Source organism: Actinomadura madurae (assembly GCF_900115095.1).
In the GTDB taxonomy this organism is placed as follows: domain Bacteria; phylum Actinomycetota; class Actinomycetes; order Streptosporangiales; family Streptosporangiaceae; genus Spirillospora; species Spirillospora madurae.
In genome coordinates this window covers 24,330-43,587 of the sequence record NZ_FOVH01000005.1, presented here as the reverse complement: position 1 = coordinate 43,587, position 19,258 = coordinate 24,330, and the positions used below count along the sequence as shown (strand labels likewise).

The window sequence follows — 19,258 nt, the reverse complement described above, 5'->3', positions numbered from 1 at the left end:
CCGGGGGTGCATAACGGACCGTGAGGCCACGGGGCTCGGCGCTGCCGGAAGGGGGTCCCGGGCGGCCGTGAGGGAGGGAATCGGGGTAGTGAGTCCTGCGAAGAGCGGACCCTTTGCGATCCTTGGGACGTTGCTGCTGGGCCTTTTCGCGATCGGGGCACCGGCCGTCGTGCCGCGCGCCGAGGCCGTCCAGGCGAAGCCGCAGGCCATTGAATGGCAGACGTGCCCGCAATACACCGACGAGGAACTGCGGGCTCAGGGCGTCCGAGATAACGAACTGGCGGAATACAGGCGTCTTCTAGGACGGCTGGAATGCGGCACGCTCAGCGTCCCGCAGAACTATGCCGACCCGCGCGGAGAGCAGATCAGCATCGGTGTGACCAGGTTGAAGGCCACCGATCAGGCGCATCGCCTGGGCAGCCTGGCGCTCAACCCGGGAGGTCCGGGCGGCAGCGGTTACCTGATGCCCATCGAGGTCGTCAGGAAAGGCGCGGAGCTGGACCGGCGGTACGACCTGATCGGATTCGATCCGCGAGGCGTGGGCCACAGTACGAAGGTTAAATGCCCGGTGGGGGAGGGCCGCCCGCAGCCGGGGCCGGTGACCGAGAAAGAGGCCCGGAAGCTCTACGACGACATGGTCAAGCGGACCCGGGAATGCGCCCGATCGGACCCCGCCTTCCTCAGCCGGCTCACGACCGCGAACGTGGCGCGTGACGTCGACCGGATCCGCGCCGCGCTGGACGAACCGAAGATCAGCTTCTACGGGGTCTCCTGGGGGACCGGGCTGGGCGTCGTCCTGCGGAGCCTCTTCCCCGGCAAGGTCGGCCGGATGTGGCTGGACAGCGTGATGCACCCCGACTTCTGGTCGGACGCCATCTCGGAGGACCGTCCCGAAGCCGCCGCCCGCGACTTCCAGCGGATGGCGGCCTGGATCGCCGAGCGGAACGCCGTCTACGGGCTCGGGACGTCCCGGCGCCAGGTGGCGGCCACGCTGGAGAGGATGCGCCGGTCCTACGACGCCGACCCGCTGACCTTCACCGACATCGATCTCACCGTCGACGGTCACCTGATCTCCCAGGCGGCGGGGTCCGCGAGCCCCATGTGGCCGAGAGTCGCCCAGGTCTTCGCGGAGCTGCTGGACGCCGAAGGCCCGACCGCGCCGCCGGCGGTCAAGGAGATGTTCGGCGGCGGTCCGCCGGGCGGCAAGGACGTGACCGCGGGCCTGGCGATCCACTGCAACGAGGACCCGTCGGCCACCTCCTTCGAGGCAGGCTGGCGCGCCTACCAGGAGCGCTTGAAGCGCTACCCGGTGACCGCCCAGGCCACGCCCTTCCTGCCCAAGTGCGCGGGGTGGCCGTTCCGCACGGAGAAGCCGCGCCTGCGGCCCGTCGGCGGCTCGCTGATGCTCTCGGCCCACCGCCATGAAAGCGCCACCCCGTACGCGTGGGCGCCACGCATGCAGGCGGCCGTCGGCGGCACCTTGGCGACCATCGACGACGACGTGCACGGCTCCGCCCTCCGGGTCCCCGGCTGCGCCGCCAAGATCGTCGCCTACTTCGAAACCGGCCGCCGCACCACCACCTGCCCCGGCGTCCCAACACCGACCTGACCGCATTCCGCGCCCCGGCGCCGTTCGCGGGACGGCGGAAGCCGCCCTAGGAATCGATGAAGGTGTAGGAGACCATGTGGGTAACCATCCACCGGCCGTGCTTGTTGATGCAGACACAGGTGAATTTGGCGGACAACGGTGGGTAGACCGTCCCGTCGCTTCCTCTCAGATTGCTGACCACCGCATCACCGTCGACCACCGCGTGATCTCTTGCCGTCCACTGGATATTGGTGGCGGTGAGTTCGTGGGTGGTTCCCTTCATGGGGCCGGCGAAGGCGGCGGCCTGTTCTTCGCGGATCTTGCTGCGACCTTCGGTGCGCCTGCCTTGCGGGCTGATGACCGTGCCATCACTTGTCCAGTGGGCCGCGAAAGCGGCCGCATCGCCGATGTTCCATGACCGATCGATGGACTTCAGCAAGGCAGTGATCGCACGAGTCTGGTCACGCGACGCAGGCGCCGGTCGGCTGCTCCCGTCGGTCTTCGCCACGGTGACGGCTTGTTCGTCGGCAGCCGCACACCCGGTCGCCAGAGCGGCAGTCATCACGGCAGCGGCCACCATGGCGTGAATTCGCGTCATGGTGTCCCGGCCCGCTCGCCAACCGAGGAAGAGGGCGGCGGGGACGATGAGAAGTTCCATCGCCGTGTTGCCGACGATGTAGTACGGAAGTGTGGGGGCCATCATCGCCGAGAGCGTTTGATGCGTCGTCGAGGATTCGTCCAGGACCGCGCCCATGAGCAGGATCATCATGACGCCGCCGCAGCACAAGAAGGCCGCGCAGATCACGCCGCAGAAGACGAATACATCCTCCGCTTTCGACCTGCGTTCCGACGTGGTGCCGATCCGGCCGGTGACCCAGCCCACCAGCAGCGCCCACCCCAGACCCGCGAGGCCGCCGACCGCCAGCCCGGCCGAGCCCATGCCGGTCGAGCGGAACGACACTGCCTGGGCGATGACCAGAGACGGCACCATCACGGCGTACGGGCCGGTACCCCAACCTCGCAGTAAGCCGACCAAGTGGGAAGTCATGGCGCGACCATAACATGGCTATCCATAATATGGATAACGTCCGGATGGTCGCCGGGCTGGGAAGATGAGGGCCATGGCCGAACGCCCACGCCACCAGTCGCCTCTGGCCCTCGTCCTCCTGGCGTCCCTGAGCGAAGAACCGATGCACGCCTACCGGATGCGCCGGCTCATCAAGGAGCGCGGCAAGGACAGGATCGTCAACGTGGCGCGCAGCAACAGCGTCTACCAGACGATCAACTGGCTGCGGCAGCGTGAGCTGGTCCAGGTGCGCGAGACCTCGCACGGCCAGGGGCGTCCGGACCGGACGATCTACGAGATCACCGAGAAGGGCCGGGACGCCCTCCAGCAGTGGCTCGCCACGACCCTGTCCACCCCGGCCCGCGAGTTCCCCGAGTTTCCCGCCGCCCTGGCCAGCATGGCCGCGACGACACCCGAAGAGGTGACGCGTCACCTCGAAGAACGTGCGGCCGCCCTGACCCGCCGCCTGGCCGAGACGGAAGCCAGACGGGACAACGACGCGCAGGACGTCCCACGCCTCTTCCTGATCGAAGACGAGTACCTCATGGCCATGACCAAGGCCGAGCTGCGCTGGGTCGAATCCCTGATCGCCGAGATCACCCAGAAAGAGCTGACCTGGACAAGAGATTGGCTCGACACCATCCGATCCACCAGCGGCGAGTGACATTCACCAGCGTGCCGCTGCGACAGCGGCTTGCTACGGGTGCGCCTTTCGTTCGTCGGGCTTTATGGCACGGAGTGTCCAGAGGCCGTACAGGGCCAGCAGTGGTTTGACGGCTGTCCACTCGCCGGGGCGGTAGTCGTCCGCCCGCACGAGCCTCTTGGCAAGATCGGGGCGCTGCCGTCGCAGGTACGCGCGGGCCTTGAGGGCGTGAGCCGGCTGGGAGGCGATCTTGATGCGGTCGACGTCCTCAAGCAGCGGGATCACGTTCGTGACGTTCTGCCACGTCGTCGCGCTCTTGTCTTCGAGCAGCACTGTGCCGTCGAACGCGAGGGCCGATTTCGCGTAGTCGGCCATCAACCGGGCTTCCGCGATGTCACTGCCGGTCGAACCGCCACTGAAGATCATGAGAGTGCCGCGCGCGTCAGCGGCGACGGAGCGGATTCCGGCACGGACCCGCCAGCGGTTGATGAAGTTCGCCGTCGCTTGGGGGTTGCGGAAGCCCAGCACGACCACGGCCTCGGAATCGCCTCCGGCGCTTCCCGTGAGCGTTCGAGACCAGCGCCAGTTCAACCACTCGCCCCAGGCCAGGGTCGCGGTCGCGGCGATCACCAATCCTGTCCGTCGTCGCATGCGGCGACTCTAGACGCCCTCACATGTCCGAGAAGTTCTTGGCGAGGGTGCGGTGGGCGGCGGCTGCTTGCTCGGCGTCAGCGGGGGTGATGGGGGAGCCGGGCATGGTGCCCAGGTTTTCGACCATGTCCGCTAGGCGGCGGTGCTCGTTGCTCGCGTATTCGCGGCAGGGGAGGCAGGTAACGCTTTTCGGGTGGGGAGAGGTCATCGCGTACGGGACTTGCAGGCCGCATCCAGTGGTCACCGTGGACGGGAGGTCGCCGGCCAGGCCGAAAGTGGAGGCCATGAGGTTGCGGGTGGCGGCCCCGCCGCGGGCCATCTTCGAGTCGACGTGGATGTGTGGATCGTCGGCCATGTTCAGCTCCTGGGCGTTCAGCCGTCGATGAGGTGGCCTATGGCGGATTTGAGCTGGTCGGCCGTCAGTTCGGTGTGAACGGAGCTGGTGTCGAGGGCGACCGTCTGCGGGCAGACTGCTCTGTCGCCCGTGACCTCGACGTGGTGCAGGCGGCGGGCGGTGCGGACCTCGATGACGGTGACGGTGAAGTAGCCGCGGAACATGGAGATCTGTGTCGGCAGACTGGTCCGGATCAGGTCTCGTGAATGGCGGTAATTGCATACCTGGACCAGATCGGATTGGCGGACCAGATCGACGCACGCCACGGCCTGGACGGTGCGGGCTTCGTCGGGCCGCCACGCTCGCGAGAACTTCATGACGTCCATGCCGGACTGGACGGTGTCGAGCAACGCCCATTTCTGCGAGGTGGGCAGGTGGTCGTCGTCCGCAGCCGTCAGGACGACCGTGTTGTGCGGTGCCGCGCCGGCGTACGCGGGAGCGGCCGGGAAGGCCTTGCCGTCGCAGGCGGGTGCGTAGTCGGACATGGAGTACGGCAGGGAAGGGGGTTCCGGGTCGCCGCCGGAGCGGGCGATCAGCCAGACCACGAGGGCCACCGGTAGCGCCAGGGAGACGCCGATGATGGTGAGGCGCCTCGTGCGATTGACGGGTTTGCCGGGGAGGTGCCCTGACTCGCGGCCGAGCCGGAGCCATTCCTTTGCTTCGTCCAACTTGCCCTGCGATTGGAATTCGAGCGCCACGCGTAGGGCGGTCAGCGCGTAGACCTGTCCGTCCAGGGCGTCGAGCGAATCGGCGACGAGGCCGCCTTGGGCTTGGAGTTCGTCCTCGACTTCGTCGCGTATCTCGGCGAGCGCGGCGGGTAACGGGCGGGCGGAGAGCATCGCGGTGTGAATCGGCCAGGCCCACTCGGCCAGAATGTCGACGCGATGCGTTGGCGCGAGGTCTGGTATGTCGAGCCGCTCGCGTGTCTTCTCCACGAGGGAGGCGGTGATATCGGCAAATGCCATCGCATCGGCGAGAACTGTGCCGTCCGCGGTGTTCTCGTCCGGACTCGCGTCGCGTCCTACGGCCGCTACGCATCGTCGAGCGATGGTCACCGCCGTCGCAAGCCGCCGCGCATTGTCCATCGCCAACTCCCCGGGGGAATCGAAGCAGCGAGGACAAGATTATCAACTTCGATTCGGCGCGGGGAGTTTTCTTTCGGGGGGCGCGGCGGCCGGTGGCCGCCGCGCCGGATAGTGGTTCCGCGCCGGGTCAGCCTGCGCTGCAGGAGACCGTCGGCCAGGTCCAGTTCCCGTTGTGGGCGATGGTGACGCCCCAGTTGTCGCCGTTGCCGTTGGGCCTGGCGGTCAGCACCTGCGCGCTGGGGTAGCTCGCGCTGACGTTCCAGGTCGAGCTGATCTTGGCCGGGGACGGGACGTTCATCGTCACCGTCCAGTTGCTGGAGCCGGACACCGAGACATTGAGGTTGTACCGGTCGTCCCATTTCTGGCCCGCGGAGAGGGTCGCGGTGCAGCCACCGCCGCCTCCACCTCCACCGCCGCCACCGCCGCCGCCTCCACCGGAGCCGCCGATCGTGATGTTGGAATTGCCGCTGCTCTGGTAGCCCTCGGTCGCGAGGATCTGGTAGTCGTGACTGCCGAGGTTCATTCCGTGACCGGCCCAGGCGTCGAAATGGTTGCCCGCGGAGATGGTCCCGCCCGTCCGCTTCGACTGCCGGACGCTCCAGTACTGCTGGAAAGTCCTGGTGCCCTCGATGGAAGGCGCGTTGTACCTGGTCGTCTCGTAGATGTCGTAGGTGCCGCCGTCGCTGGTGACGGTGCCCTTGTACGTTCCCGTGGGCCGGTAGGTGCCCCAGTTGTCGACGATGTAGTACTCGATGAGCGGGTTTCTCGTCCACCCGTAGAGGGTCAGATAGGCATTGCCGGACGGGTTGAAGCTGCCCGAATAGTTCACGCTTCTGCGTCCGCCGGTGCTCCAGCCCTTTCCGGCGACGAAGTTCCCGGTGTTCCTCCAGGACGTGCTGTAGTTGCCGCCGGACCCGAGCTCCATGGAGACCGTCCCGGAACTGTCGGTCCAGAACGAGTAGAAGTAGCCGTCGTGGGTGCCGGTCTGGTTGCTGGTGATGGCCGCGTGCGCGGTGGCGGGCATCAGCGCCATGGCCGCGGTCAGGATGATGGCGCCGATGGCGCCGATCAGCGGTCTCGCGCGTCTGCGCCTCATCGACGGGGCGGTTCTCATGGGCGTGTTCCTCCTCGTGGACGCCGGCAGGGGTGGGCGGTCGTCCTCGGATGGGTGACCCGGGTCGGCGGGGGAGCCGTTGCTGCCGTCAGTGTTGATTCGCCCTCAAGGGAAGTCAACAGTTTTCGAAAGATTTCGAGAATGCGCGCCGCGTTTAGGTCTGTTTCGCCTGGCTGGTAAAGTGGGCGATCAGTCGATTTCGAAAGTCTTCGGCCGCACGCGATCTTCAAGGGTGTGCGTCGCCAACATTCTCGAAAGTTTCGGAGTCGATCGTGATCAGCGGGTCAGTTCGAGTTCCAGTTGCTCGTTGACCGGTTCCGGCGGCGGGGGAGGCGGCGGGGTGGGGCGGCCGCGGCCCGGCCACCACCAGTTGGCGTGGCCCAGGAGGCTCATCAGCGCCGGCACCAGGACGAGGCGGACGATCGTGGCGTCCATGGCGACGGCCACGGCCAGGCCCAGGGCCATCATCTTGATCGTCGGGTCCGGCTGCGGGACGAAGCTGGCGAACACGAAGATCATGATGAGCGCGGCCGACGTGATGAGGCGGGCGGTGACCCCGATGCCGGTCACGACGGACTCGTGCGGGTCGCCCGTCCTGTCGTACTCCTCCTTGATCCGGGACAGCAGGAAGACCTCGTAGTCCATGGACAGCCCGAAGATCAGGGCGAACATGAACAGCGGGATGAACGACATGATGGGGATGGCCTGGTCGACGCCCAGCAGCTGGACGCCCCAGCCCCACTGGAAGACGGCGGTGACGACGCCGAACGACGCGCCGATCGACAGCAGGTTCATCAGCGCGGCCTTGAGCGGGACGACGATCGACCGGAACGCGATGACCAGGAGCAGCAGGGCGACGGCCACCACGGCGACCACGACGGTGAGCATGCGGTCCCCGACCGTCGACGCGACGTCGATGATCGCGGGGTTCTCGCCGCCCAGGTAGATCTCCGTGCCCGGATGGGCGGCCCGCACGGCGCCGATCTCCACGGTCCGCAGCCGGTGGACGAGGTCGGTGGTCGACTCGGCGTGCGGGGCGTCCCGCGGGACGACCTGGACGATCGCGGTGGTCCCGGTGACGACGGGCTCGTCCACGAAGACGACGCCGGGCACCTCGGAGATCCGCTGCCGGAGTTCCTGGCCGACGAGCACCGCGCGCTTGTCGGGCTTCTCGCTCGGGTCCGGCGCGCCCTTGGGGCGGGCGGGCGACGGCGACGGGGACGGACGGGCCGCCGCGGGGCCGGTCAGACCGCTCAACCCCGCACGGCCGTCGACCGTGGGCACCACGCGCTTCGGCTTGGTGCGCTTCTCCTCGCCCGGCACCTTCGCGACCACTACGAACGGGCTGTAGTGCCCGGCGCCGAACTCCTCGGCGACGATGTCGTAGGCCTGCCGCGCCTCCATCCGCGGGGACGACATGCTGTCCGCCATCACGCCGAAACGCAGGCTGAGGGTCGGGATGGAGAGCGCCAGCAAGACGAGGGTCGCGACGATGGCGTAAGGCCAGGCGTGCCGGTCGACGTGGCGTCCCCAGGCCGTCCAGCGTCGGGAACTGCGGTCGGGCCGCACCCTGGGCAGTTCGTACCGGTCGATGCGCGGCCCGAGCGAGCCGAGCACGGCGGGGAGCAGCGTCAGGGCGGCCACCACCATGATGGCCACGGTGAGCGCGGCGGCGATCCCGATCCGCCCGATGAAGGCGATTCCGGAGAGGAAGAGCCCGCAGATCGCGAACACGACGGTCCCGCCGGCGAAGACCACCGCGTGGCCCGAGTGCTCCATGGCGCGCCCGACCGCGGTCTCGGTGTCGTCGCCCTCGGCGAGCTGCTGCCGGTAGCGCGTGACGATGAACAGCGCGTAGTCGATCCCGGCGCCGATCCCGAGCATCGCCGCGACCATCGGCGCGGTCGGCGCGATCTGGAACATCGACGCCGCGACATGGATGAGCGAGTACGCGACGACCATGCCGCACAGCGACACCACGATCGGGATCCCCGCGGCGAGGAACGACCCGAACGCCAGCAGCAGGACGACCAGGGCCAGCAAGATCCCGACGCCCTCCTGCGGCCCGCCCTTCGGCTGGTTGAGGATCATCGCGACGATGCCGCCGAACCTCACCTCCAGGCCGGCCATCCGCGCGGGCTCGACGGCCCGGTTCAGCGCGTCGAGGTCGGCGTGCCCGACGTCGCTCATGGTGCCGGTGAAGTTCAACCGGACGACGACGGCGTTGTCGTCCTTCAGGCCGCCCATGCCGCGCACGTAGGGGTTCTCGACGAACGCGACCCGGTCCATCCTGCCGACGTTGTCGATCGCCCGGCCGATCGTGAGCGCGACCCGCCAGTCGGCGGGGTCGGCCTGCGCCGTCTCGTGGAACACGATGGTCGCGGTCGGCCCGGTCATGGCGGGGAAGTCCTGGCCGAGGGTGTCGATCGCGCGCTGGGTCTCGGTGCCGGGCAGCGTGCTCTGCTGGACGAACATGCCGCCGTGCGTGATCCCGAGGACGCCGGCGCCGAGCATGAGCACGGCCCAGAGCTCGAAGACCGTGCGCCGCCTCCGCACGCAGAAGCGGCCCAGTGCCCCCAGGAATCGCGCCATGCAGGCAGAGAACACCCATGCATGCAGTTTTGCAATAGATGCAACTTTGCAGTCATGGTAATGTCCGTCACATGGACGACGCGCCGGGACGGCCCGCCGAGCGGGCGGGCCTGCGGGAGCGCAAGAAGCAGCGCACCCGGCAGGCCCTCGCGACCGCCGCGCTGCGCCTGTTCGCCGAGCGCGGCTACGAGGAGACGACGATCGCCGACATCGCCGCCGCCGCGGACGTGTCCCCCCGGACGTTCTTCAGCTACTTCCCGTCCAAGGAGGACGTGGTCTTCGCCGAGATCGACGACCGGCTCGCCGAGGTCTCCGAGCGGCTGCGCCGGACTTCCGGCGAGGCGCCGATGGAGACGATCCGGCGCAGCATCGTGGACGTCCTGGAGGCCGTGGTCGCCGAGCACCGCGACTACGGGGCCGTCCAGGTCGCCCTGGTCCTGGAGCGCCCCGGCCTGCGGGCCCGCGCGCTCCAGCGGCTGCTGGACGCGCAGGAGGCGATCGAGGCGCTGCTGCGCGAGCTGTGCCCCGGCATCTCGGAGATCGACGCGGTCGCCGCGTCCGGCATCGCGGTCGGCGGCATGCAGGCGGTCGTCGCGCACTGCCGCCGCGAGGGCTACGACCCGGTCTCGATGCGCACCGCCCTCGACCGCGCCGTCGACCTCGTCGAGAACGGGCTGGTCTCGGTGGACGCGCTGTCGCGCCCGTCCCCCTAGAGCACCGGGCACCGGCGGGACGGAGGCGCCCGGACCGCCGGTGCCCGGCCCGGCGGTGACAGTCGGCCCGGCGGCGCCGGCTCAGTCGGCGATCACGATGCGCAGCCGCCGGAAGCCGCGGCCCTCGTTCTCTACCTTGGCGACCCGGATGCGGCCGATCTGCTTGGTGGACGCGACGTGGGTGCCGGTTCACCGCTCTCAGTCGTTGACGACGACCTGCTGGAGGATGATCGTGCCGGTTCCGAAGGCGTTGTAGTAGATCGTCACTTGATCAAGTTCGAGCCAGTACATGTCGGCGACACCCTCGTGGGCTTGACTGCCGGGCGGATGAGGTTGCTCCAGCAGCAAGAGGATGACGTCGAAGACCAGCTTGCGAAGGCCTTCCGGGAGGGCTGCCATCTCCCGGCGGACCGGCGGTGAGATCATCAGATGGTCAGGCATCGAGCGTGCCTGCCGCCCATTCCTCCGGGGTGGCGTCACGCCACCGGTCGAGGTCGTCGCGGTGGATGACGAGCGTGCCCTCGGGGATGGTCCCCTCCTCAAGGGCCTTGCGGTACTGCTCGGCTTGCCAGCGTAGGTGGTCGGTGAACATCGCGTCGTACATGGTCCTGGAGACCACGACGACCGGAGCGGAACCATGACGAGTGATCTCTACGGGCTGCCCGTGGGCGGCTGCGGTGTGAATCTTGCCGAGCCGTGTACGGGCATCCTTCAAAGGAACACTTTCCATGCCCGAAGTGTACACTTCGCGGGGGTCACCAGGGACCGTAGGGGCCCGATCGGGAGCCGCCGCGCCCGCCGTTCTTCTTCTTGTACGGCCCGACGGCCGGCCGGACGTCGGCCAGGTAGATGGCCGCGCCGATGAACGCGGCGACCGGGAGGATGCCGAGCAGCAGGGCGATCGGGCTGGCTCCGAGCGCCGCGGGCGCGACCGCGTACGCGGCGCCCACCACCGTCGCGACGATCAGGATGATCATCCAGAGTTTCTTGCTCTGCTTGCTCGCCGCCGAGAACGCGCCGGTGGGCACGGTCAGCGAGTCGATCAGCGCCCATGCCTCCATCGCGAACGCGATGATCAGCAGCAGCCAGAAGAAGTAGTCCAGCACGTTGAAGCCCGACATCGGCGATCAGCGCTCCTGCTCGTCTCGGACGGCGACTCCTCGTCGCGCACACGGCTCTTCCCGCCCAACCCTATGCGCACCGTCCAGCGGGCGTCGGCAGCCCGCCTGCTGGTGAAGACGAAGAAGCCCGGCCGGGTGTTCCCGGCCGGGCCCTCGCATCCGGCGCGCGCACGCGCCGTCACCTTCCGGCGGTGTCACTTCTTGGTGGTGGTCCGGGTCTGCCCCGCGGCCTTGGCGCGCGGCTGCGCGGTGCGGGCCTGCGCGGTTCGGGGCTTCGGGGCCGGCTTGGCGTCGGCCTCGGCGATCTCGGCGACCTCGACGGCCTCGCGGTGCACGACCTTCTTGCCGCGCTCGGCGAGCTCGTCGATGAACTCGACGGCGCGGGTGCCGAAGTGCGTGGCGTACGCGACGGCCGCGCCCGGCAGGTCCTTGGCGTCCACCCGGTCCTGGTACTTGGAGAACTCGCCGCGGTAGCGGTCCACGGTCTCGCGGACCTGGTAGCGGTAGCGGTCGACGGTCTCGCGGACCTCGCCCTGGTACTTGCCGACGGTCTCGCGGGCGCGGCCCTGGTACCGGGTCACCTGCTCGGGGACCTCGCGGATCTTCTCCACCGCGAAGTCGCCGGCGCCGGCCACCGTGTAGACGGCCTTGTTCTCGCGGAAGTTGCTGGCCAGCGTCATCCGACCTCTTCCTTTCCGTTCTGCTCTGCTCTGGTTTGCCGTGGCATGTCTTGCTCTGGCATGTCCTGCTCCGGCGCGTCCTGGTCCGGCGCGGTGCTCTCGGCGCTGTCCGCGCCGAGGACGCCGGTGGCCTCGTTCTCCTTGAGGAACGACGCGTAGATGTCCAGGAGGACCTGCTTCTGCCGCTCCGTGAGGAGGGCGTCCGCCCGGACCGCGGCCTGCACGTCGGTGTCGGACTCGCGGTCTTCAAGGATCCCGGCCTGCACGTACAGTGCCTCGGCGGAGATCCGCAGCCCCTTGGCGATCTGCTGCAGGATCTCGGCGCTCGGCTTGCGCAGGCCGCGCTCGATCTGGCTCAGGTACGGGTTGGAGATGCCCGAGACGTCCGCGAGCTGCCGCAGCGAGATCTTCGCCCGCGTGCGCTGCTCCCGGATGTACTCCCCGATCGAGCCGACCTTCGAACCTGCCATGTCTCCACCCTGCGTCATGGTGCTTGCAATTGCAAGCAGTCTAGCTAGCACTTCGCGGTGAAACGCCTCACATGCCGGAGAAGCCGGGAAACAGAGACGGCGCCGCCGCCCCTGAACGGGGGACGGCGGCGCCGGTGCGGACGCGGATCACAGGTTCGGGGCGGCGTACGGGTCGTGCTCGGCGAGCAGCTTGTCCAGGCGCGCCTGGTCGACGCGGCTGGTGATGGCCTGCGTCTCCTGCCGGTCGCGCACGCACTTGGCCAGCGTGAACGTGGACGTGATCACGTACAGCAGGCCGAGCCCGAGGAAGGCGCGGACCCAGCCGCTGATCGGCAGGTAGGCGACGCCGATGCCCACGGCGACGCTGGAGACGGCGAAGGAGATCGCGGCCTGGACGAAGAACGCGGTGCTGCCGGCGGGGGCCGGCGGGGTCGAGGTCGTCATGGCACGAGTGTGCGGGCCGCCCGCGTCCCGGTCATGAGTACGCGTGCTCAGCCGCCCCTGCGCGAAGAACTCAGCTCACCTTGGAGGACGGAGCGGTCCACGTGTTGCAGACGGTCAGGTCGCGCCCGTTGTAGCCGGTGATCACCCAGCCCGCGTAGTGGCGGCCCGAGCCGTGGTCGCGCTTCTCCGGCGGCTGGTCCTCGTCGCCGCGCCCCCGGACGTCCACGACCATGGCGACGTACTGCTCGCGCGTCATCGGCAGCGTGCCGCGCTCGCTGCCGAGGAACGCGCCGGCGAAGCACTGCGCCTGCAGCTCGATGCGGCGGCTCGCCTCCGTCCGGGTGGCGATGTCGCCGGACTCCATCTGCCGGTCCCCGTAGAGCAGGATCCCGGCCCGGTCCTGGACGTGGTGGCCGTACTCGTGCGCGATCACCCGCGCGTAGACGGCGTAGTGGGACAGCGGCTCGCCGCCCGACGTCTCCACGACGTTCTGGAGCCCGACGTACATCGTGTTGTTCGCCGGGCAGTAGAACGCGGACGCGCCAGGGGCCGGGTACGTGCCGCACGGGCTGCGGCCCGGCTCCAGCCAGAACACGCGGTTCGGCTTGTCGAACGGGAGGCCGGCCTTCGCGAACTGCCGAGTCCAGGCGCTGTCCAGGCAGTCGCTCAGGGTGTCCATGAAGTGCCGCATCGACTCGGCGGACGGCAGGATCCGCGGCAGCCGGCAGTTCACCGGCGTCAGCACGCCCGTCCTGTACAGCTTGCTGTTCGTCGCCTTCTCGCGCGGGGTGGACGCGCCGCCGGACGAGGTCGACGGCCGGATGCCGCCCGTCCCGTCCTGCCCGGCGCCGACCGTCGACAGCGCGAGGATCGCGATGACGACCAGGGACGTGAGCCCGCCGAAGATGCCCGCGATCGTCCCGCCGGCACTGCGGCGCGGCGGCGGACGCATCGGGACGTACCGGTACTGCTGCGGTCCGTAGGCAGGGGGAGGACCGTAGCCGGGCCGGCCGTGCGGAGGCCCGGGAGGCCCGGGAGGCCCGGGAGGCCCACCCGGAGGACCGCCGTACGGGGGGCCGCCATGGGGAGGCCGGCCGTACGGCGGAGCCGGTGGCCGCGGCGGTGGTGGCGGCGGGGGGTAATGACCTGCCATAGCGCAGAATCATCGCACGCGTTCCCGATACCATTTGCGGCCATGTCTGCTCTTGCGCGGTTGTTCCGGTCGCGTCCGGTCCTTCTGACGGTGTCGGCGGCGCTCTCCCTGCCTCTCGCGACCGCCTCGCCCGCCTCGGCGGCCGGGTTCCGCGCGTCCGAGCGGGTGCTGAAGGACGAGGTCGTCATCACCGCCGTCAAGGGCGGGACCGCCAGGGTGAAGGAGACGATCGTCTACCGGTTCGACGGGCGCGACGGCTTCCAGCGGACGTACCCGACCCGGACGCACGAGAGCCTGACCGAGGACCGCGTCTACAAGCTGGACAACCTGCGCGCCAGCAGCCCGGACGGCGGCCCGGCCGAGGTCACCGCGACCAGCGGGGACACCACCACGACGGTCAAGGTGAGCGGCGGCCAGAAGCTGACCGGCGACCGCACGGTCGTCCTGGAGTACGACCTGCGCGGCGCGATCACCCCGATGGGCGCGGCGGAGGAGCTGCGCTGGCCGGTGATCGGCGGCTGGAAGGTGCCGCTGGACGAGGCGAAGGTCACCGTCGAGGGCGGCGCGGTGATCCGGAACGTCAACTGCTTCACCGGCCCGATCGGCAGCACGATCGGCTGCACGCAGTACTACACGAACCACACCAAGACGCAGGGCGTCTACGCGCAGCAGGGGATGCTGCCGGGCGAGTACCTGACCGTGGTCGCGGGGCTGCCCGCGGGCACGACGGGCGGGAAGGCCCTCTACGAGCGTCGGCACACGGTCGCGACCGCGTTCTCGGTCAACGCGGTGACCGGCGCCGCGCTGGCGGGCCTGCTCGTGCTGCTCGTCGGCGGGGTCGCCGTCCTCTACCTGCTGCGCGGGCGGGACGCGCGGGTCGTCGGGAAGAAGGCGGCCGAGGGCGACCACGCGCCGCTCGCCGGGGCCGAGTTCGAGCCGCCGGACGGGGTGCGCCCCGGCCAGATCGGCACGCTGATCGACGAGCAGGCGGACGTGATCGACGTGACCGCGACGATCGTCGACCTCGCCGTCCGCGGCTACCTGCTGATCGAGGAGGAGGACCGGGCCCGGACCGGCCGCCTCGACTGGACGCTGCGCCGCCTCGACCGCCCGCAGGCCGACCTGCTGCCCTACGAGCGGATCCTGCTGGACGCCCTGCTGACCGCGCCGGACGGCTCCGGCCGCGACGCCGTGAAGCTGTCGGAGCTCGGCGGGACGTTCGCGACCAAGCTCGCGCAGGTCAGGTCGGCGATGTACGACGACGTGGTGAAGCAGGGCTGGTTCGCGCGGCGCCCCGACACCGTCCGGTCCCGATGGACGGTCACCGGCATCCTGGTGACGCTGCTCGGCATCGCCGGGACGGTCGCGCTCGCGTTCACCACCGAGTGGGCGCTGGCCGGGCTCGCGCTGATCATCGCGGGCGCGGCGCTGGCGTACGGCGGCCAGTACATGCCGGCGAAGACCGCGCGCGGCGCGACGGTGCTCGCGCACACGATCGGCTTCCGCGCGTTCCTGGAGCGCGGTGTCATCCCCGAGGGCGAAGGGACGGCGTCGCGGCAGCGGATCGCGCTGTTCTCCCGCCTCCTGCCGTACGCGGTCGTCTTCGACGCCGTCCCGAAGTGGACGGAGACGGTGAAGGACGCGGGGGAGCGGGCCGAGGGCGCCGACAACCTGTACTGGTACGAGGGCCCGGCCGAATGGGACCTGTCGAAGTTCGCCGAGTCGATGCGCACGTTCCTGCTGGCCACGTCGGGATCGATCTCGCAGTCGCGCGGGCTCTGAGGCGGCGGGCGGCCACCGGACGGTTAACCGCCTGACGCCGGGTATCGGCGGAGGCGAGGAGGTGTGCGCCGATGCCAGCCGCCGCCGTGCTCGCCGACGACCCCGCCAGGCTCGGGGACGCCTTGTTCCTGGCCATCGGCCCGGCCGTCATCTTCGTGACGCTCATCGCGTGGATCCTGGTGGTGCTGATGACGTCCCGGAAAGCGCGCCGGCGCCGGCCCCGCTGATCCGGCGCGTCCCGCGCGGGGACGCGACGCCCTCCGGTGCCGTCGACGCCCGTGGTGGCCGCCGAGACCCCTCCCGGCGGCCATCACGGGTCATATCGGACCGTTCCATCCCTTCCCGTAAGATGTCTGACGTCTTACAGGGAGGCTCGTGTGGGTTTGAGGCCGGTAGCGGGCGGGTCGACGGTGGACGCCGTCCTCGACCAGCTCCAGGCGCAGGTCAGCGGCGGCGCGTGGGCGGTCGGCGCGCGCATCCCGGCGGAGACGGACCTCGCCGCGCAGCTCGGCGTGAGCCGCCCGGCCGTCCGGGAGGCGATCCGGGCGCTGTCGCACGTCGGCGTGCTGGAGGTGCGCCGCGGCGACGGGACGTACGTGCGCAGCAGCGCCGACCCCCGCCCGCTCCTGCGCCGGGTCTCGCGCGCCTCCGCCCGGGACGTCTTCGAGGTGCAGCTCGCCTACGACGTCCAGGCGGCCCGTCTCGCGGCGCGCCGCCGCACGGACGCCGACCTCGCGCGGCTGGAGGACCTGCTCCGCGCCCGCGACGAGGCCACCGAGCCGGACGCGTTCGGCGCCGCCGACGCGCGCTTCCACCTCGGCGTGGCGGAGGCGACCCGGAACCCGGTGCTGATCGAGGCGATGCGGTTCTTCATCGACCGGCTGCACGAGTCGATGCGCATGATCAGGCTGGACCGCGAGGTGCCGGAGGCCGGGCCCGCCCGGCACCGCGCGGTGCTGGACGCGATCGCCGCGGGCGACCCGGGGGCCGCCGCGGCGGCCGCGGCGGCCGTCGTCGAGCCGACCCTGGCGGTCCTCGCGGCCCTGCTCGGCGAGGAGGCCGGACGGTGACGGGACGGCGCGCCCTCGCCGGTTCCCTCCTCATGATCGTCCTGGTGGCGGTCAACCTGCGCCCGGCGGTCGCGGCGGTCGGCCCGCTGCTCACCGAGATCAGCGACGCGTTCCACCTGTCCGGGACGGCGGCGGGCGCGCTGACCACCCTCCCGCTGGCGTTCTTCGGCTCCTACGGCCTCGCCGCGGCGTTCCTGCGGCGTGCGCCCCGCGGCGAGACGCTGCTGGTCACCGCGATGGCGCTGCTCGTCACCGCGCTGGTGGTGCGGCTGCTGGACGGCGCGTTCGCGCTGTTCGCCGGGTCCCTCGCCGCCGGCATCGCGATCAGCGTCGGCAACATCGCGATGCCGGGGATCATCAAGCGGGACCACCCGGACCGGATCACGACGGTGACGTCGGTCTACACGGTCGCGCTCACCGCCGGCGCCTGCCTGGCGTCCGGCCTCGCCGTCCCCGTGGAGGACCTCTTCGACGCCACCTGGAAGCTGCCGCTCGGCCTGCTCGCGATCCCGGCGGCCCTCGCCGGGCTGCTGTGGACGCCGCGGGCGCGGCGGGCGGCGCACGCGGCCCGGTCGGCACCGCCCGCGGTCCACCGGCAGGGGGTCGCGGCGCTGGTGTGGCGGTCCGGGCTGGCCTGGAACGTCACCGTGTTCATGGGCCTGCAGTCGCTGCTGGCTTACGTCCTGCTCGCGTGGGTGCCCACGATCTGCCAGGACCGCGGGATGGGCGAGGCGGCCGCCGGGTACGTCCTCGCGCTGTCGGCGGCGATGCAGGCGGCCGGGTCGCTGGCCGTCCCGGCGATCGCCCGCCGGACCCGCGACCAGCGCCCGCTGGTGATCGCCACGGCGGTGCTGTCGGCGATCGGGTTCGCCGGCATCGCCTGGGCACCGATCGCGACGGTGTGGGGCTGGACGGTGGTCCTCGGCATCGGCGGGGGCTTCGGGTTCGCGACCGCGCTGTCGTTCATCGGGCTCCGCGCGCACGACGCCCAGGTCGCGACGCAGCTGTCCGGGATGGCGCAGGGCGTCGGCTACGTGATCGCGGCGCTCGGCCCCCTCGCCGTCGGGGCACTGCACGACGCCACCGGTGGATGGACCGTTCCGATGGTCGCCGTGCTCGCCGTGTGCGCCGTCATGGCCGCGCCCGGCGCGGCGGCGGGCCGGCTCCGCACGGTCGGCGCACCCGCCGGCACGGCCCAGGAGGAGATTAATTCCGGCATTAGCGGACACATCCCAAGCTGACCCCGCCAGGGGTCGTTCGCGCCATCGGAGGTGGACCGCAATGCTCGCCCAGGAGGTATTGGCCGACACATCCCCCACCGTCGCGCTCCGGTGGGTGTGGATCATCGTTGTGGTGGCCGCCGTGCTGACGATCGCCCGGCTGTACATGCTGAGGGCGGCCTCGTCCAGGAAGATCCATCCCGACCGCAGGAACGACCAGGACAACCACCGCGGCATGGAGCAGGGCGGGGTGTACACCTACACGCCCGGGATGTTCTCCCACAGCTACCCGCCCAGCAAGGAGACGCAGCCGGAGGAGTTCCGGCGCGACAACCCGCAGCCGGGCCGGGAACCGAAGAAGCCGTGGCCGGACGGGATCCTGTACGAGCAGACGGTCTTCAAGCAGGAGTTCGAGGAGCTCAAGAAGTCCACGAACCCCGACACCCACTAGACGGCTGGTCGAAGGCTCCTGGGGAGGGGCGGATGGCGCCGACGACGCCGTCGCCGCCGCGGACCTCGACGACCGCCAGCTCGTCCAGGGCGGCCTTGTCGGCGCCGTCGTGGACGCCGAGCGCCCGCAGCAGCGCCACGGTGACGGGCGTCCGCGCCCGCATCGCCCCGTCGTCGATCTTGACGGCGCCGGCGCGGCCGTCGCCGAACGCGAACGCGTCCACCCCCTCGGCGCCGCACTTGACGAGCAGGCCCGGCACGGCTTCCATGAGCCGCAGCTCCTCGCGCCGGGTGCCGGACGTCCACTGCGGATGGGTCCGCATCGCGTCCGCGACGCGGCGCTCGGGCGTGCCGGGCCCGGCGAGGACGAGCGCGCGGAACGCCCGCGCGACCCCGGCGATCGACACGGCGAACAGGGGCGCGCCGCAGCCGTCGACGCCGACCGCCGTGACGTCCTCGCCGGCCATCTCCTCGACCACGTCGCGGACGGCGCGCTGGAGCGGATGGCCGGGGTCGAGGTAGGTGCCGGTCGGCCAGCCGGCGGTGACGCACGTGGCGAGCATCGCGGCGTGCTTGCCCGAGCAGTTCATCCGCGGGCGGGACGGGCCGCGGCCCGTGCGGGCGATGTCGTGCTGGGTGGCGGGGTCGAGCGGCCAGCTCTCCGGGCAGCGCAGGTCGGCGGCGACGAGCCCGGCGGCGGAGAGGATCTTCTCGACCCCCTCCATGTGGAAGTCCTCGCCGGAGTGGCTGCCCGCGGCGAGCGCGAGCAGCTCGTCGTCGAGTTCGAGCCCGGACCGGAGCATCGCGACCGCCTGCAGCGGCTTGTTCGCCGACCGCGGGAACACCGGCGCCGCCGGGTCGCCGGCCCGCACGGCGACCGCCCCGCCGGCGTCGATCCCGATCGCGGCCCCGCGGTGCCGCGACTCCACGAACCCGGACCGCTCGACCTCGACCAGCACGGGATTGATCGTCATCAGGCCCACCTCGTCACACCGGCACCGACCAGCGGAACACCGAACTCC

At 70.5% G+C, this 19,258-nt stretch carries 22 protein-coding genes and 1 pseudogene; 8 read left to right on the top strand and 15 right to left on the bottom strand.

From position 1 onward, the window contains the following. Nucleotides 1-130 precede the first annotated feature (130 nt). Nucleotides 131-1,609 carry an alpha/beta fold hydrolase gene (locus tag BM339_RS16360; RefSeq protein WP_256255372.1) on the top strand — a complete coding sequence of 493 codons (1,479 nt, stop codon included), beginning with the start codon at nucleotides 131-133 and terminating at the stop codon, nucleotides 1,607-1,609. Nucleotides 1,610-1,655: 46 nt separating this feature from the next. Here BM339_RS16360 and BM339_RS16355 read toward each other — a convergent pair whose 3' ends face one another. Further along, nucleotides 1,656-2,636, bottom strand: coding sequence for an SgcJ/EcaC family oxidoreductase (locus tag BM339_RS16355; RefSeq protein WP_075021392.1), 981 nt, complete (start codon nucleotides 2,634-2,636; stop codon nucleotides 1,656-1,658). A 73-nt stretch (nucleotides 2,637-2,709) separates the two neighbouring features. On the opposite strand from BM339_RS16355, the gene BM339_RS16350 reads away from it, so the two are divergent. Next, nucleotides 2,710-3,318 carry a PadR family transcriptional regulator gene (locus tag BM339_RS16350; protein WP_075021391.1) on the top strand — a complete coding sequence of 203 codons (609 nt, stop codon included), beginning with the start codon at nucleotides 2,710-2,712 and terminating at the stop codon, nucleotides 3,316-3,318. Between the two features lie 33 nt (nucleotides 3,319-3,351). On the opposite strand, the gene BM339_RS16345 is transcribed toward BM339_RS16350, so the two are convergent. The 5 genes from BM339_RS16345 to BM339_RS16325 form a co-directional block, all read right to left on the bottom strand. Then, nucleotides 3,352-3,948 carry a YdcF family protein gene (locus tag BM339_RS16345; RefSeq protein WP_075021390.1) on the bottom strand — a complete coding sequence of 199 codons (597 nt, stop codon included), beginning with the start codon at nucleotides 3,946-3,948 and terminating at the stop codon, nucleotides 3,352-3,354. A gap of 19 nt (nucleotides 3,949-3,967) precedes the next feature. Further along, the gene (locus BM339_RS16340; RefSeq protein WP_021594561.1) at nucleotides 3,968-4,303 is read right to left on the bottom strand and encodes a hypothetical protein; all 336 of its coding nucleotides are present in this window, start codon (nucleotides 4,301-4,303) and stop codon (nucleotides 3,968-3,970) included. Between the two features lie 17 nt (nucleotides 4,304-4,320). Beyond that, complete coding sequence (locus BM339_RS16335; RefSeq protein ID WP_143118450.1) at nucleotides 4,321-5,427, bottom strand: hypothetical protein; 1,107 nt, start codon at nucleotides 5,425-5,427, stop codon at nucleotides 4,321-4,323. A gap of 127 nt (nucleotides 5,428-5,554) precedes the next feature. Further along, on the bottom strand, nucleotides 5,555-6,541 hold the full coding sequence (locus BM339_RS16330; protein WP_033332249.1) for a glycoside hydrolase family 11 protein: 987 nt from the start codon (nucleotides 6,539-6,541) through the stop codon (nucleotides 5,555-5,557). 276 nt (nucleotides 6,542-6,817) lie between these two features. Beyond that, on the bottom strand, nucleotides 6,818-9,133 hold the full coding sequence (locus tag BM339_RS16325) for an MMPL family transporter (protein ID WP_083597666.1): 2,316 nt from the start codon (nucleotides 9,131-9,133) through the stop codon (nucleotides 6,818-6,820). A 71-nt stretch (nucleotides 9,134-9,204) separates the two neighbouring features. Between BM339_RS16325 and BM339_RS16320 the strand changes: the two genes are divergently transcribed. After that, a complete protein-coding gene (locus BM339_RS16320) occupies nucleotides 9,205-9,846 on the top strand; it encodes a TetR family transcriptional regulator (RefSeq protein WP_075021387.1) in 642 nt (213 codons plus the stop codon). Between the two features lie 81 nt (nucleotides 9,847-9,927). Here BM339_RS16320 and BM339_RS52620 read toward each other — a convergent pair. From BM339_RS52620 to BM339_RS16280, 8 genes and pseudogenes are all read right to left on the bottom strand, one after another. Beyond that, a pseudogene (locus BM339_RS52620) lies at nucleotides 9,928-10,020 on the bottom strand (hypothetical protein); the annotation flags it as partial. Nucleotides 10,021-10,044: 24 nt separating this feature from the next. Continuing rightward, a complete protein-coding gene (locus BM339_RS16310; RefSeq protein WP_075021386.1) occupies nucleotides 10,045-10,287 on the bottom strand; it encodes a hypothetical protein in 243 nt (80 codons plus the stop codon). Next, nucleotides 10,280-10,576, bottom strand: coding sequence for a type II toxin-antitoxin system prevent-host-death family antitoxin (locus BM339_RS16305; RefSeq protein WP_143118449.1), 297 nt, complete (start codon nucleotides 10,574-10,576; stop codon nucleotides 10,280-10,282). The genes BM339_RS16310 and BM339_RS16305 overlap by 8 nt, the downstream gene beginning before the upstream one ends. Nucleotides 10,577-10,601: 25 nt before the next feature. Beyond that, entirely contained in the window at nucleotides 10,602-10,967 is a 366-nt protein-coding gene (locus tag BM339_RS16300) for a DUF2516 family protein (RefSeq protein ID WP_021594570.1), read from the bottom strand. A 194-nt stretch (nucleotides 10,968-11,161) separates the two neighbouring features. Then, nucleotides 11,162-11,647 (bottom strand): hypothetical protein, encoded by a 486-nt coding sequence (locus BM339_RS16295; RefSeq protein ID WP_021594571.1) that lies wholly within the window; start codon nucleotides 11,645-11,647, stop codon nucleotides 11,162-11,164. Further along, on the bottom strand, nucleotides 11,644-12,117 hold the full coding sequence (locus tag BM339_RS16290; RefSeq protein WP_021594572.1) for a helix-turn-helix domain-containing protein: 474 nt from the start codon (nucleotides 12,115-12,117) through the stop codon (nucleotides 11,644-11,646). The genes BM339_RS16295 and BM339_RS16290 overlap by 4 nt, the downstream gene beginning before the upstream one ends. 147 nt (nucleotides 12,118-12,264) lie before the next feature. Beyond that, the gene (locus BM339_RS16285; protein ID WP_021594573.1) at nucleotides 12,265-12,561 is read right to left on the bottom strand and encodes a YiaA/YiaB family inner membrane protein; all 297 of its coding nucleotides are present in this window, start codon (nucleotides 12,559-12,561) and stop codon (nucleotides 12,265-12,267) included. Nucleotides 12,562-12,631: 70 nt separating this feature from the next. Continuing rightward, nucleotides 12,632-13,513, bottom strand: coding sequence for a neutral zinc metallopeptidase (locus BM339_RS16280; protein ID WP_075021384.1), 882 nt, complete (start codon nucleotides 13,511-13,513; stop codon nucleotides 12,632-12,634). A 243-nt stretch (nucleotides 13,514-13,756) separates the two neighbouring features. Between BM339_RS16280 and BM339_RS16275 the strand changes: the two genes are divergently transcribed. From BM339_RS16275 to BM339_RS16260, 5 genes are all read left to right on the top strand, one after another. Beyond that, entirely contained in the window at nucleotides 13,757-15,496 is a 1,740-nt protein-coding gene (locus tag BM339_RS16275) for a DUF2207 domain-containing protein (protein WP_033332251.1), read from the top strand. Nucleotides 15,497-15,567: 71 nt separating this feature from the next. After that, nucleotides 15,568-15,723, top strand: a complete 156-nt coding sequence (locus BM339_RS49875) for a hypothetical protein (RefSeq protein ID WP_021594576.1) — start codon at nucleotides 15,568-15,570, stop codon at nucleotides 15,721-15,723. Nucleotides 15,724-15,873: 150 nt separating this feature from the next. Next, entirely contained in the window at nucleotides 15,874-16,566 is a 693-nt protein-coding gene (locus BM339_RS16270) for a FadR/GntR family transcriptional regulator (protein ID WP_024935608.1), read from the top strand. Then, on the top strand, nucleotides 16,563-17,807 hold the full coding sequence (locus BM339_RS16265) for a CynX/NimT family MFS transporter (protein WP_075021383.1): 1,245 nt from the start codon (nucleotides 16,563-16,565) through the stop codon (nucleotides 17,805-17,807). Before BM339_RS16270 ends, BM339_RS16265 begins: the two co-directional genes overlap by 4 nt. A gap of 40 nt (nucleotides 17,808-17,847) precedes the next feature. Then, nucleotides 17,848-18,237: a hypothetical protein gene (locus BM339_RS16260; protein ID WP_021597952.1), complete on the top strand. Its 390-nt coding sequence runs from the start codon at nucleotides 17,848-17,850 to the stop codon at nucleotides 18,235-18,237. Here the strand turns inward: BM339_RS16260 and BM339_RS16255 are convergent. Beyond that, nucleotides 18,206-19,210 (bottom strand): asparaginase, encoded by a 1,005-nt coding sequence (locus BM339_RS16255; protein WP_024935611.1) that lies wholly within the window; start codon nucleotides 19,208-19,210, stop codon nucleotides 18,206-18,208. The genes BM339_RS16260 and BM339_RS16255 overlap by 32 nt on opposite strands. Nucleotides 19,211-19,258: the final 48 nt, after the last annotated feature.

Bases quoted from the DNA above. Each gene is read 5' to 3' on its own strand.
- BM339_RS16280 (WP_075021384.1), bottom strand. From the start codon at position 13,513: ATGCGTCCGCCGCCGCGCCGCAGTGCCGGCGGGACGATCGCGGGCATC.
- BM339_RS16300 (WP_021594570.1), bottom strand. From the start codon at position 10,967: ATGTCGGGCTTCAACGTGCTGGACTACTTCTTCTGGCTGCTGCTGATC.
- BM339_RS16260 (WP_021597952.1), top strand. From the start codon at position 17,848: ATGCTCGCCCAGGAGGTATTGGCCGACACATCCCCCACCGTCGCGCTC.
- BM339_RS16320 (WP_075021387.1), top strand. From the start codon at position 9,205: ATGGACGACGCGCCGGGACGGCCCGCCGAGCGGGCGGGCCTGCGGGAG.
- BM339_RS16285 (WP_021594573.1), bottom strand. From the start codon at position 12,561: ATGACGACCTCGACCCCGCCGGCCCCCGCCGGCAGCACCGCGTTCTTC.
- BM339_RS16355 (WP_075021392.1), bottom strand. From the start codon at position 2,636: ATGACTTCCCACTTGGTCGGCTTACTGCGAGGTTGGGGTACCGGCCCG.
- BM339_RS16350 (WP_075021391.1), top strand. From the start codon at position 2,710: ATGGCCGAACGCCCACGCCACCAGTCGCCTCTGGCCCTCGTCCTCCTG.
- BM339_RS16345 (WP_075021390.1), bottom strand. From the start codon at position 3,948: ATGCGACGACGGACAGGATTGGTGATCGCCGCGACCGCGACCCTGGCC.
- BM339_RS16305 (WP_143118449.1), bottom strand. From the start codon at position 10,576: ATGGAAAGTGTTCCTTTGAAGGATGCCCGTACACGGCTCGGCAAGATT.
- BM339_RS16330 (WP_033332249.1), bottom strand. From the start codon at position 6,541: ATGAGAACCGCCCCGTCGATGAGGCGCAGACGCGCGAGACCGCTGATC.
- BM339_RS16335 (WP_143118450.1), bottom strand. From the start codon at position 5,427: ATGGACAATGCGCGGCGGCTTGCGACGGCGGTGACCATCGCTCGACGA.
- BM339_RS16310 (WP_075021386.1), bottom strand. From the start codon at position 10,287: ATGCCTGACCATCTGATGATCTCACCGCCGGTCCGCCGGGAGATGGCA.
- BM339_RS16295 (WP_021594571.1), bottom strand. From the start codon at position 11,647: ATGACGCTGGCCAGCAACTTCCGCGAGAACAAGGCCGTCTACACGGTG.
- BM339_RS16340 (WP_021594561.1), bottom strand. From the start codon at position 4,303: ATGGCCGACGATCCACACATCCACGTCGACTCGAAGATGGCCCGCGGC.
- BM339_RS16325 (WP_083597666.1), bottom strand. From the start codon at position 9,133: ATGGCGCGATTCCTGGGGGCACTGGGCCGCTTCTGCGTGCGGAGGCGG.
- BM339_RS49875 (WP_021594576.1), top strand. From the start codon at position 15,568: ATGCCAGCCGCCGCCGTGCTCGCCGACGACCCCGCCAGGCTCGGGGAC.
- BM339_RS16275 (WP_033332251.1), top strand. From the start codon at position 13,757: ATGTCTGCTCTTGCGCGGTTGTTCCGGTCGCGTCCGGTCCTTCTGACG.
- BM339_RS16255 (WP_024935611.1), bottom strand. From the start codon at position 19,210: ATGACGATCAATCCCGTGCTGGTCGAGGTCGAGCGGTCCGGGTTCGTG.
- BM339_RS16290 (WP_021594572.1), bottom strand. From the start codon at position 12,117: ATGGCAGGTTCGAAGGTCGGCTCGATCGGGGAGTACATCCGGGAGCAG.